We start from the raw sequence: 15,645 nt of genomic DNA on the forward strand, positions 1-15,645 counted from the left end.
GGCGGACCCGCGATGGGAGTCAGCGTGTGGTGGGCGTCAGCGCGCGGTGCCCGACTCGTGCAGGATCCGGGCCAGTTCGGCCGGCCGGGAGAACATCGGCCAGTGGCCGGTGTCCAGGTTCACCAGCTCCCACCGCTCGCCCCGCAGCAACTCGGCCACGGAAGGCGGCGGTTCCTCCCCGTCCAGGAGGCACTTCACGTATGTCGAGGGCAGGTCACCCAGGGAGCCGCTGAGCACCGCCGGTTCGGTGAGCGTCGCGCCGGGGTGCGGAGTGCCGTCGGTGGCGAACCGGGCGATCTGCTCGTCCGTGAGCCCCTGGCCCGCGTACTCGTCCGCGTCGAGCGGCGGCCAGAAGCCGTCGTGCTCGTCGATCGACTTGCGGACCTGCTCGCTGGGCCAGCCGTCCAGGAAGGACTCTCCGTCGACGGGGATGTTCGCGTCCACGTACACGACTCCGCGCAGCCGGTCCCCGATCAGCTCGGCCGCCTGACCGACGGGCACACCGGCGTAGCTGTGTCCGACCAGGACCACATCGCGCAGGTCGAGGCGCTCGACCTCGGCGACGATGTCCTGGACGTGCGTGTGCTGCCCGGCCGGGATCCCCCGCTTCTCGGCCAGTCCCGTCAGGGTCAGGGGATGGGCTTCGTCCCCGGCCGCGCGCAGCCCGTCCGCGACCTCGTCCCACGCCCACGCACCCAGCCAGGTGCCTGCCACCAACACGAAATGAGTCATGTCCGCAACGTAGCGGAGGGGTCTGACACCGGCCCCTCGTCGGCTTCCGCGCCCGGACCCGTGATCGGCGGCACCGGCACCTCCACGGTCCGGACCAGTCGCGCGCCCTCGGGCCCGTACACCGCCCGGGGCTCGGGGAAGAGCCGCAGCAGCGACAGGAACAGCACCGCGGCCACCACCAGGGACAGCGGCAGGCTGATGTCGACGCCATTGGCCAGATCGCCGAGCGGTCCGACGAATTGGCCCGGGATGTTGGTGAAGAGCACGCCGATCACCGCGGACACCCACCAGGCGGTCATGCCCCGCCAGTTCCAGCCGTGCGCGAACCAGTAACGGCCACCGCGCTGACGGCGGTTGAAGACCTGCAGGGCGTCCGGGTCGTACCAGCCGCGCCGGGTGAAGAAGCCCAGCATCATCACGACCATCCACGGCGTGGTGCAGGTGATGATCATCGTGGCGAAGGTCGAGATCGACTGGACCAGGTTGAGGCCGAACCGGCCGATGAAGATGAACGCGATCGACAGCACGCCGACCAGCACGGTCGCCTGCACGCGCGAGAGACGTGGGAACACCGACGAGAAGTCGAGGCCGGTCCCGTACAGCGCGGTCGTCCCCGTCGACATGCCGCCGATCAGCGCCAGCAGGCACACCGGCAGGAAGTACCAGGTCGGCGAGATCGCGAGCAGTCCGCCGACGAAGTCGGGGGCCGCCGGGTCGACGTACTCGGGGGCCTTCGCCGCGATGATGCTCGCGGTCGTCAGGCCGAAGAGGAACGGCACCAGGGTCGCGATCTGCGACAGGAACGCGGCGCCGACCACCCGGCGGCGCGGGGTGCTCGCCGGGATGTAGCGCGACCAGTCACCGAGGAACGCGCCGAACGACACCGGGTTCGACAGCACGATCAGGGCCGCGCCGATGAACGACGGCCAGAACAGCGACTGGGTCGCCGCGTCCGCCGAGTCCGTGAAGGCACCGGCGTACGACGGGTCGAAGTCGCCGGCGAACGCGAACGCGCCGACCAGGAACAGCACCGTCGCCGAGGTCACCGCGACCTTGTTGACGAACAGCATGAACCGGAAGCCGTACACGCACACCGCGAGGACCAGTACGGCGAACAGCGCGTAGGCGACGACGTAGGAGAGGTCGCTGCGCGCCAGGCCGAAGAGCCGGTGCGCGCCGCCGACCAGGGCGTCGCCCGAGCTCCACACCGAGATCGAGAAGAAGGCGATCGCCGTCAGGAGGGAGAGGAAGGAGCCGACCACGCGCCCGTGCACACCGAGGTGCGCGGACGAGGAGACGGCGTTGTTGGTGCCGTTGACCGGGCCGAACACCGCCATCGGGCACAGGATCAGCGCGCCCGCGACGACGCCGAGGAGGGTGGCCGCGAGCCCCTGCCAGAAAGAGAGGCCGAACAGGATCGGGAAGGCGCCCAGCACGCAGGTGGAGAAGGTGTTGGCGCCGCCGAAGGCGAGCCGGAACAGGTCGAGCGGGGTCGCGGTACGGTCCGCGTCGGGGATGCGCTCGACGCCGTGGGTCTCCACCTCGGTCAGGGACGGGGGCGGCGCGGCGGGGGAGTTCGAGGGCAGGGACGACAAGGCAGGCTCCGGCGGGGCTACGGGCGTGGAGCGCGGGGGTCGGCGCGGTGGGCGGTGCGGACGGCCGTGGCGACTCGCTGGGGGTGGGCGAGGGAACGGGTGGCGTCCTGCGGGCGTCTGCCGACGTTAAGTCCCGGGAAGCCGCCCGTACCAGTGGACGTTTCATCCATCTTCGGGGTCCTTGGTGGACGAATCCGTCACCTCCTCGACGTCGGGGCCCTGGGCCCGGACCCGCTGGACGTGTTCGAGGGAGTCGCGCAGTTCGGCGAGCCAGTCGTCGGTGTGGCGCTCGACCAGGCGTACGCACCAGGCGAGGGCCTCGCTGCGGCTGCGGGCGACCCCGCCCGCGATCAGGGTGTCGAGGACCTGGCGCTCGGGCTGGCGCAGCCGGGTCATGACGGGCGCGGCGATGTGGGTGAACAGGGCGCGCTCGCCGCCCACCTCCACGCCCCAGGAGACCTTCCGGCGGAACCGGTGCTCGGCCTCGCGGGCCACCTCGATGCGCGCCTCGCGCGTGCGCTCGCGGAATTCCTGGACGCGGCCCTGGATCGCCGCCTCCCGCTCCGCCGCCGAGGCGTCCTCGGCGAGTGCGGGTTCGGGGACGCGGCCGATGACGGTGATCTCCTCGCGGTCGACCGTGAGCTCGACCGGTCCCTCGAAGAGGTCGTCGGGGATGCGGCCGGCGAACCAGCCGCGCACTTTCTCGTGCTGCTCTGTCGTAATCATGTAATGACCATTACTCGCCCGATCCGTGAACGCAAGGGGTCGCGGAGGAGTCAGCCGACAGCTCAATCGGAATGTTTCAGGCCTATTAACGAGGCGGGGTGAACCGGCCAGTTGGCTGCTTCAGGCGATCAAGAACCGCCCAGTTCCGGGGTTCGTACGTTCGAGCACCGTAACTTCGCGCCACTGATTCAATACGCAAGGTTACTGAAACGCATGGGGTCGAGGTGTGTTTCCGCGGTGGACTCGGCAGACTCGCGCTCGCCGGTCCGGCACCAACCCGAGCAGGTCCGGCTCACCCTCGAAACCAGCGGAAGGATGCACACAATGCGGAACACCGCGCGCTGGGCAACGACCATCGCTCTCACGGCCACCGCCGTCTGCGGCCCCCTCACCGGAGCCGCCCTCGCGGCCCCGGCCACCACAGCCCCCGCCTCGCTCTACGCCCCCTCGGCCCTGGTGCTGACCATCGCCCACGGCGACAGCTCCGCCACCGCCGCGCCGCAGCGCGCGGTCACCCTGACCTGCGCCCCGACGGCCTCCGGCACCCACCCGGCCGCCGTGCCGGCCTGCGCCGAACTGCGCGGTGTCGGCGGGGACCTCGACGCGCTGGCGGCGAGAGACGACGTGCTGTGCACCAGGGAGTACGACCCCGTCGTCGTCACGGTCGACGGCGTCTGGCAGGGCAAGCGCGTCTCCTACGAGCGCGCCTTCGCCAACGACTGCGTGAAGACCTCCTACGGGACCAGCGTCTTCAGCTTCTAAAGACCGGGGTCGCGTGGTCCCCGCGTCCACGTGACGCGGCTCGCGGATGGGGAGTGCGAGCTCCGGACGCGGGGACCCCGGCGATCTCGCACCAGGGGTCGGCGGGCGGTGTGGGGCTGCCCGTCGGCCCCTGGCATCATGTGCGCTCCTCGGGCAGACCGGGCAGACCGGGCAGACCGGGCAGGTCGGGGAGCGGTGGGAAACGGCGCAGCAGTCCGGCGCCGACCAGCAGCCGACGCAGGCGCGGAGCATCAAGGACGACCCGCAGCCGGCCGCCGCGCTCCCGGGCCCGCGCCTCGGCCCGGCACAGGACGCGCAGGCCCGAGCAGTCGAAGAACTCCACCGCGCGCAGGTCCACCAGTACGTCCGGCCGTGCCCCGGAGGTCGCCGCGTCCAGGTGCTCGCCGAGGGGCTCCGCGGTCGCCAGGTCGATCTCGCCGAGAGCCTCGACCACGGTGAAGGGACCTTCCGTCCGGGTCCGGGCGTGCGCGTTCGCCGCGGGCGGTCCGGAACCGACGAGGTCCGCGGTCGTGCCCTCGGAGGGTTCGGGGACGCGGTCGTATGCATCCGACGTCATGTCCGCTCCACCTGGCAGGCGCATTCGATCTCGGTAGCTACCCCGGCAGGACGCGGACCATCCCTGTGGAACGGTCCGCAAGATCTGGTTCACTCGACCCGGTGAATTGCGGCGAAATTGCTTGACAGTTGGCTGATGGCAGCGAAGAGGGGCCACTCGTCTCCCTGCGGACGGGTGGCCCCTCGGTCTCGGGCGGCTCAGGTGCCGGTGATCACATGTGGACGACCGGTGCGGCGTTCTCGTCCTGCTGCGGCACCCCGCGGCGGAAGAGCAGGAAGGTGATCACGGCACCCGCCGCGAACATCCCCGACGACCACCAGAACGCGGTGGTGTAGCTCTCGATCGTCGCCTCGGCCTGGACCAGCTTGCTGGTCGCGTCCTTGCCGACCAGGAAGGCGCTCGCGGCGCTCGCGGCGAGCGTGTTCAGCAGCGCCGTACCGACCGAACCACCCACCTGCTGCATCGCGTTGACCGAGGCGGAGGCGACACCCGCGTCCTCGGCCGCCACCCCGCCGGTGGCCAGTTGCATGGCCGGCGGCATGACCAGGCCGAGGCCGATGCCGGTGATGATGAGCTGCGGCAGCACCGCGCTGACGTAGCTCGACCCGTTGTCGATCCCGGCCAGCCAGGCCATGCCGACCGCGGCGACCGCGAAGCCCAGCGGGACGATCACCTTCGGACCGATCCGCGGCACCAGGACCGTGGTGCCGACCTGGGCCGCCACCATCAGCGCCGCGACCATCGGCAGGAACGCCACACCGGTCTTCGTCGGGCTGAACCCGAGGTTGAGCTGGAGGTAGTAGGTGAGGAACAGGAAGACACCGAACATGCCGCCGCCGGAGATCAGCAGGGCCAGGAACGAGGCCCCGCGGTCGCGGTCGAGCAGGATGCGCAGCGGCAGCAGCGGGTGTTCGGCACGGGTCTGCCACCAGGCGAAGGCCGCCAGGAGTACACCGCCGGCGATCAGGAAGCCCCAGGTGAGCGGCGAACCCCAGTCGTGCGTCTCGGCGTTGGAGAAGCCGTAGACCAGCGAGAAGAGACCGCCGGCGACCAGGACCGTGCCCGGTACGTCGAGCTTGGAGCTCGCGGCGTCGCGGTGGTTGCTCAGCAGCATCCAGCCGGCCGCGAAGGCGACGAAGGCGATCCCCACGTTCACGTACAGCGTCCAGCGCCAGTCGAGCGCATCGGTCAGCAGACCGCCGAGGAGCAGGCCCACCGCGCCACCGGCGCCGGCGATGGCACCGTAGACGCTGAACGCCCTGGCGCGCTCCCGCGCGTCGGTGAACGTCGTGTTGAGGATCGACAGAGCGGCCGGCGCGAGCAGCGCGCCGAAGGCGCCCTGGAGGGCGCGCGCGGTGACCAGCATGCCGAAGCCCTGAGCGGCGCCGCCCAGGGCGGAGGCCACGGCGAAGCCGACGATGCCGATCAGGAAGGCGGTCTTGCGACCGAAGAGGTCGGCGATACGTCCGCCCAGCAACAGCAGGGAGGCGAACGCCAGGGCGTACGCGGTGACGATCCACTGCCGGTTGCCGTCACTGAAGCCGAGGTCGGCCTGGGCGGACGGCAGGGCGATGTTCACGATGGTGGTGTCAAGGACCACCATGAGCTGTGCGAGGGCGACGACCGCGAGGATCCACCAGCGCCTGTTGGCCGGCGCGGCGGTCTCGGTCGCCTCGGCACCCGTGGGGGAGCCCTCGGCGAGAGTCTTCTGGGACATGGAGAACCACTCCAGGGAAGTCGTTCGGAGGTTCGGACGGAGAGATCGGCAAAGAGGATGTAAACGAAACAGTTTCGTACACGTCGAGGTTAGAACACTTCTTGCGAAACGGCAACGTTTCGTTTGGGTGGTCGCGCTCGCAGGGGTCTGAACCCTTGTGGGCAGGGGATATTCCTTGACTGGAATATAGCCAGCGAGGCATATTGGGTCCCATGTCCAACGCCTCGCTCTGGGCCGCCCTCGCCGATCCGCACCGGCGGGCCATCGTCGCGCTGCTCCTGGAGGGGCCGCGATCCGTCGGCGAGATCGTGGCCGAGAGCGGCCTGAGCCAGCCGAGCACCTCCAAGCACCTGAAGGTGCTGCGCGCGGCCGGCCTCGTGCGGGTCAGGCAGGACGCACAGCGCCGCGTCTACGCCCTCGACCCGGCCCCGATCGCCGAGCTCGACGCGTGGCTCGCGCCGTACCGGAAACTCTGGAACGCCAGCCTGGACGCGCTCGGCCGCCGCCTGGACGAGACGTCGCAGGACCCGCCCGGCGACCCGTCGGACGTCACCGAGGAAACCGCCCCGAAGGACTGATCCACATGGCCGCAGACCTCACCGGCACCTATCTGACCCTGGACGACGGCCGCTCCGCCGTCCGATTCAGCCGTATCTACGACCATCCCGTCGAACGCGTCTGGCAGCTGGTGACCGACGCCGACGAGCTCGTCCGCTGGTTCCCCTCCCGCGCCGAGATCGAGCTGCGTCCCGGCGGCACCATCACCTTCAGCGGCGACCCCAACATGCCGGAGTCCACCGGCCGGGTGCTCGCCGTCGACGCGCCCCGGCACCTGTCCTTCGAGTGGGGTGGCGACGAACTCCACTTCGACCTGGAGGAGCTGGACGAGAAGCGCACCCGCTTCACCCTGACCAACGTCCTGGAGGCAGCCGACACCGCGTCCCGCAACGGCGCCGGCTGGGAGGTCTGCCTGGCCGCCCTCGACGCGACGGCGCGCGGCGAGCGGTCCGCGGGGCCGCACGCCGGGACGAGCGCGTCCTGGAAGGAGTTCTACGCGGGATACGTCGAGGCAGGCGTGCCCTCCGGAGCCTCCGTCCCCGGCCTCGACTGAGCCCTCAGGCCAGCTGCCGGCGCACCAGCTCGTGCAGCCGGCCGCCCGTGTCCGCGAGCAACTGGGCGGGCGTGCCCTGCTGGGCGACCTTGCCGTCCTCCATCACGATGACGCGGTCGGCGTCGAGGACGGTCGACAGGCGGTGGGCGATGACGACGCGGGTGGCGTTGAGGGCCTTGGTGGACTCGATGACCGTCCGCTGGGTCTCGTTGTCGAGGGCGCTGGTCGCCTCGTCGAAGAAGAGGATCCGGGGCCGGCGGATCAACGCCTGGGCGATCATGAGGCGTTGACGCTGGCCGCCGGAGACCGAGCCGCTGCCCGAGACGATCGTGTGCAGGCCCATCGGCATCCGCTTGATGTCCTCGGCGAGCCCCGCCATCTCGGCCGCCGCCATGGCTTCCTCCGGTGTGTACGGCTCGGTGCCGCAGATGACGTCCAGGATGGAGCCGGTGAACGGCTGCGCGTGCTGGAGCACCACACCGCACTGTCGGCGCACGGCCGACTGGTCCAGCGCCGCCAGGTCCTGGCCGTCGTAGAGCACATTGCCCGAGACCGGTCTGTCGAAGCCGATCAGCAGGCGCAGCAGCGTGGACTTGCCGCAGCCGCTGGGGCCGACGATCGCCACGAACTCGCCCGGGCGGATCGCGAAGGACACGTCGTCCAGCACCAGCGGTGCGTCGTCCGCGTACCGGAAGGAGAGGCCGCGTGTCTCGATCGCGCCCGTCAGCGGGCCCGGCCGGGTGCTCGCCGTGCGCACCTCCGGGGTCGCGTCCAGCACCGGCTTGATCTCCTCGAACAGCGGCAGCGCGGACACCACCGAGACGAAGGCGCCGGTGAGTTGGGTGACCGAGGTCAGCAGCATCGTCACCGAGGTGTTGAAGGTGAGGAACGCCGCCGCCGACATCGACCCGCGCGCCGGGCCGGCCAGGAGCATGAACATCAGCAGGGTGCACACGGGGAGATAGACCGCCCCCATCACCGTCGTGAGGTTCTTGATGCGGCCGACCCGCTGCTGCAGTTCCCGGCTGCGGGCGAACTCCGAGGCCCAGGCCGCGTACGCGTAGTTCTCGGCGGCGGCCACCCGCAGCTTCGGCAGGCCGCGCAGGGTCTGGAAGGCCTGGTTGTTCAGCTTGTTGTTGAGGACGACCAACCGGCGCTGCCAGCGCACCTGCCACAGGCCGAGGCCGAGGAACACCGCCGCGATGACGACGAGCATGCCGATCGCCGCCAGCGCCATCGACGTGCTGTACCAGAACAGCAGTCCCAGGTTCATCGCGCCGATGGTCAGCGACTGGGCGACCACGGGCCCGATGCCCGCCATCATGCGTCGGATCGCGCTGATGCCCATCGCCGCGCTCGCCAGTTCGCCGGTCGAGCGCTCCGTGAAGAACTTCGTGGGCAGCCGCAACAGGCGGTCCCAGACGGCCGGTTGAAGCGTGGCCTCGATCCGGCCCTCCAGGCGGAGGATGGTGAGGTTCTCCAGGAGCATGAAGGCCGCCGCCACCACGCTGGTCATCATCACGGCCAGACAGACCTGCACGATCAGATGCGTCTGCGCCTTCGGCACGAACTCGCCCAGCACCTTGCCGGTCGCGATCGGCACCAGCGCGCCGATCGCGACGGTCACCAGACCGCCGAGGAGCAGGCTCGTGATGTCGTTGCCGGTACCCCTCATGCTGAACCGCAGCAGCCGCAGGGGACTGAGGCCGCGATCGGGCAGCGGGCGGTAGAACATCACCGCGCGCGGCTCGAACTCCTCCGCGTTCGCCCTCTCGATCGGCGTCTCGCGGCCCGTCGACGGATGGACGGCCACATAGCCGCCGCGCCGCCACAGCAGCGCGACCGGCGCACCGGACAGGGCCCGGTGTCCCACCAGCGGCCCGACGTTGTCACGCCACCAACGGCCGTCCAGGCGTACGGCCCTGGTCCGCACCCGGGAGGCGATGGCCACCTGCTCCACCGGGTCGAGCCGGTCGCTCTCCGTACCGCTCTGCGCGGGCTCGGACAGGGTGATCCCGGCGGCCTGGGCGACCACCTTGCAGGCCGCGTACGAGGCGTCGGCGTCGGCGGCCGTCGTGCGCTTGGCCGAGGGCTTGCCGATCGACGCAAGCAGCGTCCGGTCGGCCTGGGCGCGAACGGCCTCACCGGCCTTGATTCCGGCGGCCGTTCGGGTCTCGTGGGTGCGCTCCAGCTGCTCGATCCAGCGGTCGAGCGTGGTCAGCAGCCGGTACTGCTGGTCGACCATGCTCTGCCAGACCCCGGGGTCCATCAACAGGTCGGCAGCAGCCTCCGCGCCGTACAGCGAGCCGTATTGCACGCTGCCCGGCGGCACCTGCATCCAGAAGACGTCGTCGTCGGTCAGCTCGGCGGCGCGTTCGGTGGCCATCGGCGCCTGGAAGAGGACGGACAGGCTGCGGCCCACACCGAGAGCGAGGGCGTACTCCAGCGGGCTCGTCGTCGGCGGGACGTACTGGGCGTTGCCGTACTCGTCGTAGGACCAGGTCTGGGTGTCGGCCGCCTGGTACAGCTCGCGCAGGCCGATGCGGTGCACGACGCAGTCGCGCAACGGGCGGGCGACCAGGGTGTGTTGGGGCCCGGCCACCGGTCCCAGGAGCAGCGAGCCCGCCCCCAGGCGGCCGAGGTGGTGCCAGTGGCCCTGCTGGACGGCGTCCACGGCGAACAGGTCCAGGCTGCCCGCGGCGATCAGCCACAGCACCTGCGGGCCCTCCAGGTCGAGCCGGGTCAGGCCCGAGGAGTCGACCAGGGTGCCCATGTTGCCGAGCGCGCCGAGAACGAGGTCGCCCTCGTGTGCCGTCGTCATCTCATCGCTCCCTGACCAGCGCCGCGTAGGCGCCGCCGTGCGCCACCAGGTCCTCGTGGCGCCCGCGTTCCACGATCGTGCCGTGCTGGAGCACGACGATCTCGTCGCTGTCGCGCACGGTGCTCAGCCGGTGCGCGATCACCACGCAGGCACAGCCGCGCCTGCGCAGGTTGTCCATCACGGCCTGCTCGGTCTCCGCGTCCAGCGCGCTCGTCACCTCGTCAAGGACCAGGATGCTGGGCCGGCGCACCAACGCCCGGGCGATCTCCAGGCGTTGGCGCTGCCCGCCGGAGAAGTTGCGCCCGTCCTGCTCGACCCTGCTGTGGATGCCGCCGGGCCTACGCGTCACCACGTCCAGGAGCGCCGCGTCCCGCAGCGCGTCCACCACCGCGTCGTCCGGGATCGACGGGTCCCACAGCGCCACGTTGTCGCGCACCGAGCCCTCGAACAGGAAGACCTCCTGGTCGACGAAGGAGACGGAGGCCGCGAGCGCCCCGCGCGGGATGTCGTCCAGGCGCTGGTCGTCGATGCGGATCACGCCCTCCCACGGCGTGTAAAGGCCCGAGATCAGCCGGGAGACCGTGGACTTGCCGCTGCCCGAGCCGCCGACGAGGGCGACCTGCTGGCCGGGGCCGACGGTCAGGTCGAAGCCGGTGAGCAGGGGCTTGTCGAGCGGGTTGTAGCCGAAGGTGATGTTCTGCAGCTCGACATGGCCCTGGAGGCGGCGCGTGGAATCGCCGGCGCCGGGGCGGTCGTAGAGCGGGTCGGCCTGGAAGTTCTCGACGTCCTTGAGGCGGGCCACGTCGGCGGCGAAGTCCTGGATGCGGCCCGCGACGCCGTTCAGGCGCGTGATCGGCGCGGTGAAGCGGGTGACCAGGGACTGGAAGGCGACCAGCAGGCCGACCGAGATACCGCCCTCCACGGCCCGCATGCCGCCGATCCACAGGATCAGCGCGCTGTTCAGCGAGGCCAGCGTCGGCGCGACCACCCCGAGCCAGGCGCTCGGCACACCGAGCCGTTGCTGCTCCTCCAGCGTGGTGGCGTGCTGCCCGGCCCACTTGCGGAAGTACCCGTCCTCACCGCCGGTCGCCTTCATCGTCTCGATCAACTGCAGCCCGGTGTAAGCGGTGTTGGTCAGCCGTGCGCTGTCGGCCCGCAACTTCGCCGTCCGGGTGGCGCGCAGCCGGATGACCACCCGCATCGCGACGATGTTCAGGACCGCGACCCCGATCCCGAGATACGTCAACTGCGGGTCGTACGTGTAGAGGAGCACGGCATACAGGACGACGACCACCGCGTCCACGCCCGCCGCGGCGAGATCGCGGGCCAGGGTCTCGGCCACCTGGTCGTTGGACTGCAGGCGCTGGACCAGGTCGGCCGGGCTGCGCTGGGAGAAGAAGGTCACCGGCAGCCGCAGCAGATGGCGCAGGAAGCGGGCGCTGGAGAGGGTGGAGGAGATGATGCGGCCGCGCAGCAGGTTCGCCTGCTGCAGCCAGGTCAGCACGATCGTGAGCAGGACGCTCGCGCCCATCGACGCGAACAGCACGCCCAGCAGCGAGGTCTGACCCCCGATCAGGAACATGTCGATGTAGGTCCGGCTCAGCGCCGGCACCGCCGCGCCGACCAGCACGAGCAGCAGGCTCGCCAGCACCGCGGCCGGCATCGTGCCCGCCGTGCCGCGCAACCGGGCCGGCATCGCGCCCAGGACACCCTGCTTGCGGCCGCCCTTGGTGAAGTCGTCGCCGGGCTCCATGACCAGCACCACACCGGTGAAGCTGCCGTCGAAGTCCTCCATGGGGACGAAACGGCGGCCCTTGCCCGGGTCGTTGATGAAGACGCCGCGGCGGCCGAAGCGGCGGCCCATGCCGTCGTAGACGACGTAGTGGTTGAACTCCCAGAACAGGACGGCCGGTGTCTTCACCTCGGCGAGGGCGGCCGTGTCCATCTGCATGCCCTTGGCCGTCAGGCCGTAACTGCGGGCCGCCTTCAGCAGGTTGCTCGCGCGGGAGCCGTCCCGGGAGACACCGCAGGCGATGCGGAGCTCCTCCAGCGGGATGTGCCTGCCGAAGTGGCCGAGGACCATCGCGAGGGAGGCGGCACCGCACTCGACCGCCTCCATCTGGAGCACGGTCGGCGTGCGGACGGTCTTCGCCCTGCCCTTGGGCACAGGGCGTTTGGGCGGAGTGGCGCGGCGTCTGCTCCGCGTCTCCTGTGCGGTGCTCACGGCAGCAGCCAATCGACGGGACGCTGATCGGCCAGCCGGATGGAACCCGAGGCCATGGTCATCGAGGTGAGGGCGAACGGCGGTCCGTCCTTGGACGACCACTTGTAACCGCTCTTCGTGCCGGACGACTTGTCCAGCCGGACCAGCACGGCCACCGGCCTGCCCTTCTTGGTGAACTGCTCGCCCAGCTGGCTGTCCCCGAGGAACGCGCCGATCTGCTGGGCCGATTGGGCGGAGCGGTCCACGGACTCCACATGGCCGCGCAGGACGCCGTACTCCTGGGTCGGCACCGACGAGAGGGTCAGGTCGACTGCGGCGTCGGCGGGAATCGAGGCCGCGTTCTCGGCGGGCACGTACACCGTGGCGTAGAGCGGGTCGCCGGCGTGGGCGACCTTCTCGACGGCGGCCACATTGGCGCCGGTCTGGATGATCTGGCCGATGGTGGCGGCGAGCGCGGTGATCCGGCCCGCGGCGACCGTGCGGACGACCGTGTCGCCCTCGCTCGTACGGACCTTGAGGACGGGGGAGTCGGCCGGCAGCCGCACGCCCTCCTTCGCGAGCACCGCCGTGACCTGGCCGGCGACAGGGCTCTGCAGGATGTAACTGCCCTCCCCGTGCGTGAGGACGGCGGGCGCGCCGACCGTGGAGGCCACCGAGCCGGTCACCGCCCAGACGGAGGCGGCGGCCATCGCGACCACCGTCACGGACAGCACGAGCCAGCCCTGTGGGCGGGCGAAACGCACCGGGAGGTCGAGCTCCTCCGGTGACTGGAGCTTGGTGAGGGCCTGTTGGCGGAACTGCACGGGAGCTTCCCTTGTTTCAGGGCATCCGAGAGCCCCGAAGCCGGGAATCGGCTCCGGGGCTCAACGGCACAGAAGGTGCGATCAGAGACCGGCGACCAGGTTGGTGACCGGGGAGGTGTTCAGACCGGTCGTGCCCTCGACGGTGCCGATGACGGTGTCGACCAGGCCGGAAACGGGGACGATGCCGTCCACCAGGCCGGTGACGGTGCCGAGCGCGTTCACGGAAAGGCCGCCGGAGACGTTGTCGAGCTCGGCGTCGGAGATCTCGACGGTCTGAACCTGGGGGGTGGAGTTCATGATGGAACTTCCCTTCGTATGGATATTCAGCAAGGGGGAGCGGCCCCTCTGGGGACAGATGGACGCCGCGACCGCGGACGCCGGGCACCCGTTTCCGGGAGCCGTTGGCGGACCCTGCGGTGCGATGGATCAAAGCACGCCCCGGGTACGGGCTTCCAATCAACCAAACGTCTCACCAGGGCACTTGAGCCCCAGGGGCACCATTCCGTGCAGGTGTGCGCACGCCTCGCGGGCGAGTTCTTCACATGCGTCACGGCATCGGTTCACACGAGGGCCTGCGAGAGCTTGCCGCCCTTGCGGCGAATGCGACACTCCCGCACCAATGACGTGGCGCCGCTCGCTCCTGTGTGGAGAACCTTCGCCCGCGGTGACTTGGTTGGGTATTCGATGTGCAGATTCGCTGAAGCCATGATTCCGCTCTCTGATCGGAACGGACTGTTGTCGACCGGTTGCGGATCGTGTCAGTGAGCGCCGCTTCGATTGGGCACCGCTTCGATCAGGACATCCGCATCGGTCTCCGCGCGTGGAAATGACGTGGATACGCCGTGGACCGCCGGCCCGTCATCACCCGGTCTGCGGGCTCCGCCCGGTGGAGTGCGCTCGGCTCTGATGGCTTTTGGGGGATTGCTCCCCGTGCCGGTTCGTCAGGCGCGGGTCATGGCCGATTCGTCGTAGGGCAAAGCGAGTTGGCAAACGGAATTGAACGCACTCGGTGGCACGTGCGTACCAACAGCCAACCAGGCGCCCCGAACAGAACAGCTGCCGGACGGCGGCACCCACACTCCGGTCCCCCAGGAGGTCGAGTAGTTTGAGTCACAAGCGAATTCCGAAGCGCAAGGTCGCGATCGCGGCAGGCAGCGTCGTGGCGCTCGGCGCGGCCGCAATACTGCTGCCGAACGCCAACGCGTCGCAGGACGGTTCGTCCACCGACGCGGCCCCCAAGACCCTGAAGGCGACCGACGCCTCGGATCTCGCCTCGCAGCTCCAGGATCTGCTCGGTCAGGCCTTCGCCGGTTCGTACTACGACTCCGGCAGCCAGCAGCTGGTCGTCAACGTCATACCCGGCGACAACAACAACGTCGTAGTCCAGGCCGAGAAGGCGGGCGCGAAGGTCCGCGAGGTCGACAACAGCCTCGCCGAGCTCAAGACCGGGGCCCAGACCCTCAAGACCGACGCGACCATCCCCGGCACCGCCTGGGCCCTCGACGCGCGCACCAACAAGATCGTGGTCACCGCCGACAGCACGGTCACCGGCACCAAGTGGAACCAGCTGGAGTCCACGGTCCAGGGCCTCGGCGACGGCATGGCGACCCTGAAGAAGTCGTCCGGCACCTTCAAGCCCTTCGTCTCGGGCGGCGACGCCATCTTCAGCCAGGTGGAGGGCGGCACCGTCCGCTGCTCCCTCGGCTTCAACGTCACCGCCAGCGACGGCGCCCCGGCCTTCCTGACGGCCGGTCACTGCGGTGTGGCCGCGAAGCAGTGGTCCGACTCCGAGACCGGCGACCCGATCGCCACCGTCGACCAGGCCACCTTCCCCGGCGAGGGCGACTTCTCCCTGGTGAAGTACGACGACCCGGCCACCGTGGCGCCGAGCGAGGTCAACGTGGGCGGCGGCCAGACCGTCCAGATCGTCCAGGCCGAGGAGGCCACGGTCGGCACGCAGGTCTTCCGGATGGGCAGCACCACCGGTCTGCACGACGGCACGGTCACCGGTCTGGACGCCACGGTCAACTTCCAGAGCGAGACGGACCCCAACGGCGTCGACACCGTCACCGGGCTCATCCAGACCGACGTCTGCGCCGAGGCCGGCGACAGCGGCGGCTCCCTGTTCACGCAGGACGGCGGCGCGGTCGGCCTCACCTCCGGTGGCAGCGGCGACTGCACCGCCGGCGGCGAGACCTTCTTCCAGCCGGTGACCGCCGCCCTCGAGGCGACGGGCGCGACGCTCGGCGACGCGGGTGCCGGCGACGCCGGTGCGGGTGACGCGGGTGCGGGTGACGCGGGCGCCGGTGACGAAGGCGCCGTCGACCCGAGCGCGAGTGCCGGTGACGAGGGTGCCGGTGGCGACCAGATCGGCGGCGAGGAGACGGGCGGCGCGGTCGACCCGTCCGCGACGGCCGGCGACGAGGAGGGCACCGGTGACGACGCGAACGGCGCCGGCGACGACCTGAACGGGACGGGTGAGGACCAGAGCGGGAGCGGTGTCGACGACGGCTCCTCCCTCACCGGCTCCCACTAGGCGCCCCTGACCGAGGACCACCCATCGGGCCCCACCCCGGT

General features: G+C 70.4%; 13 protein-coding genes. 4 read left to right on the forward strand and 9 right to left on the reverse strand.

Translation table 11 applies throughout. The features are described from left to right. Window positions 1-36: 36 nt before the first annotated feature. The 3 genes from M2283_RS05660 to M2283_RS05670 form a co-directional block, all read right to left on the reverse strand. Window positions 37-732 carry an alpha/beta fold hydrolase gene (locus tag M2283_RS05660; RefSeq protein WP_280874909.1) on the reverse strand — a complete coding sequence of 232 codons (696 nt, stop codon included), beginning with the start codon at window positions 730-732 and terminating at the stop codon, window positions 37-39. Next, window positions 729-2,327, reverse strand: a complete 1,599-nt coding sequence (locus tag M2283_RS05665; protein WP_280874910.1) for a purine-cytosine permease family protein — start codon at window positions 2,325-2,327, stop codon at window positions 729-731. The genes M2283_RS05660 and M2283_RS05665 overlap by 4 nt, the downstream gene beginning before the upstream one ends. 162 nt (window positions 2,328-2,489) lie before the next feature. Next, window positions 2,490-3,053 (reverse strand): hypothetical protein, encoded by a 564-nt coding sequence (locus M2283_RS05670; RefSeq protein WP_280874911.1) that lies wholly within the window; start codon window positions 3,051-3,053, stop codon window positions 2,490-2,492. A gap of 324 nt (window positions 3,054-3,377) precedes the next feature. On the opposite strand from M2283_RS05670, the gene M2283_RS05675 reads away from it, so the two are divergent. Then, window positions 3,378-3,815, forward strand: a complete 438-nt coding sequence (locus tag M2283_RS05675) for a protease inhibitor (RefSeq protein WP_280874912.1) — start codon at window positions 3,378-3,380, stop codon at window positions 3,813-3,815. A gap of 136 nt (window positions 3,816-3,951) precedes the next feature. On the opposite strand, the gene M2283_RS05680 is transcribed toward M2283_RS05675, so the two are convergent. Together M2283_RS05680 and M2283_RS05685 are read right to left on the reverse strand one after the other, a co-directional pair. Then, window positions 3,952-4,392 carry an STAS domain-containing protein gene (locus M2283_RS05680; RefSeq protein ID WP_280874913.1) on the reverse strand — a complete coding sequence of 147 codons (441 nt, stop codon included), beginning with the start codon at window positions 4,390-4,392 and terminating at the stop codon, window positions 3,952-3,954. Window positions 4,393-4,603: 211 nt separating this feature from the next. Beyond that, on the reverse strand, window positions 4,604-6,109 hold the full coding sequence (locus tag M2283_RS05685) for an MFS transporter (protein ID WP_280874914.1): 1,506 nt from the start codon (window positions 6,107-6,109) through the stop codon (window positions 4,604-4,606). A gap of 212 nt (window positions 6,110-6,321) precedes the next feature. Between M2283_RS05685 and M2283_RS05690 the strand changes: the two genes are divergently transcribed. Beyond that, window positions 6,322-6,687 carry an ArsR/SmtB family transcription factor gene (locus M2283_RS05690; protein ID WP_280874915.1) on the forward strand — a complete coding sequence of 122 codons (366 nt, stop codon included), beginning with the start codon at window positions 6,322-6,324 and terminating at the stop codon, window positions 6,685-6,687. 5 nt (window positions 6,688-6,692) lie between these two features. After that, window positions 6,693-7,220 carry an SRPBCC family protein gene (locus tag M2283_RS05695; RefSeq protein ID WP_280874916.1) on the forward strand — a complete coding sequence of 176 codons (528 nt, stop codon included), beginning with the start codon at window positions 6,693-6,695 and terminating at the stop codon, window positions 7,218-7,220. A 4-nt stretch (window positions 7,221-7,224) separates the two neighbouring features. Here M2283_RS05695 and M2283_RS05700 read toward each other — a convergent pair whose 3' ends face one another. From M2283_RS05700 to M2283_RS05715, 4 genes are all read right to left on the reverse strand, one after another. Continuing rightward, window positions 7,225-10,041 carry an NHLP bacteriocin export ABC transporter permease/ATPase subunit gene (locus tag M2283_RS05700; protein ID WP_280874917.1) on the reverse strand — a complete coding sequence of 939 codons (2,817 nt, stop codon included), beginning with the start codon at window positions 10,039-10,041 and terminating at the stop codon, window positions 7,225-7,227. A gap of 1 nt (window position 10,042) precedes the next feature. Further along, on the reverse strand, window positions 10,043-12,265 hold the full coding sequence (locus M2283_RS05705) for an NHLP family bacteriocin export ABC transporter peptidase/permease/ATPase subunit (protein WP_280874918.1): 2,223 nt from the start codon (window positions 12,263-12,265) through the stop codon (window positions 10,043-10,045). Continuing rightward, window positions 12,262-13,068, reverse strand: coding sequence for an HlyD family efflux transporter periplasmic adaptor subunit (locus tag M2283_RS05710; RefSeq protein WP_280874919.1), 807 nt, complete (start codon window positions 13,066-13,068; stop codon window positions 12,262-12,264). Before M2283_RS05710 ends, M2283_RS05705 begins: the two co-directional genes overlap by 4 nt. An 81-nt stretch (window positions 13,069-13,149) precedes the next feature. Beyond that, window positions 13,150-13,365 (reverse strand): type A2 lantipeptide, encoded by a 216-nt coding sequence (locus tag M2283_RS05715; protein WP_280874920.1) that lies wholly within the window; start codon window positions 13,363-13,365, stop codon window positions 13,150-13,152. 808 nt (window positions 13,366-14,173) lie between these two features. Here M2283_RS05715 and M2283_RS05720 point away from each other — a divergent pair. Beyond that, window positions 14,174-15,604, forward strand: coding sequence for a S1 family peptidase (locus M2283_RS05720; RefSeq protein ID WP_280874921.1), 1,431 nt, complete (start codon window positions 14,174-14,176; stop codon window positions 15,602-15,604). The last annotated feature ends 41 nt before the right edge of the window (window positions 15,605-15,645 follow it).

The sequence above is a fragment of the Streptomyces pseudovenezuelae genome, from assembly GCF_029892565.1.
GTDB lineage: Bacteria > Actinomycetota > Actinomycetes > Streptomycetales > Streptomycetaceae > Streptomyces > Streptomyces pseudovenezuelae_A.

Excerpts from the sequence above, each read along its gene's own strand:
- M2283_RS05685 (WP_280874914.1), bottom strand. The coding sequence starts at position 6,109 with ATGTCCCAGAAGACTCTCGCCGAGGGCTCCCCCACGGGTGCCGAGGCG.
- M2283_RS05690 (WP_280874915.1), top strand. The coding sequence starts at position 6,322 with ATGTCCAACGCCTCGCTCTGGGCCGCCCTCGCCGATCCGCACCGGCGG.
- M2283_RS05715 (WP_280874920.1), bottom strand. The coding sequence starts at position 13,365 with ATGAACTCCACCCCCCAGGTTCAGACCGTCGAGATCTCCGACGCCGAG.
- M2283_RS05660 (WP_280874909.1), bottom strand. The coding sequence starts at position 732 with ATGACTCATTTCGTGTTGGTGGCAGGCACCTGGCTGGGTGCGTGGGCG.
- M2283_RS05670 (WP_280874911.1), bottom strand. The coding sequence starts at position 3,053 with ATGATTACGACAGAGCAGCACGAGAAAGTGCGCGGCTGGTTCGCCGGC.
- M2283_RS05675 (WP_280874912.1), top strand. The coding sequence starts at position 3,378 with ATGCGGAACACCGCGCGCTGGGCAACGACCATCGCTCTCACGGCCACC.
- M2283_RS05695 (WP_280874916.1), top strand. The coding sequence starts at position 6,693 with ATGGCCGCAGACCTCACCGGCACCTATCTGACCCTGGACGACGGCCGC.
- M2283_RS05680 (WP_280874913.1), bottom strand. The coding sequence starts at position 4,392 with ATGACGTCGGATGCATACGACCGCGTCCCCGAACCCTCCGAGGGCACG.
- M2283_RS05700 (WP_280874917.1), bottom strand. The coding sequence starts at position 10,041 with ATGACGACGGCACACGAGGGCGACCTCGTTCTCGGCGCGCTCGGCAAC.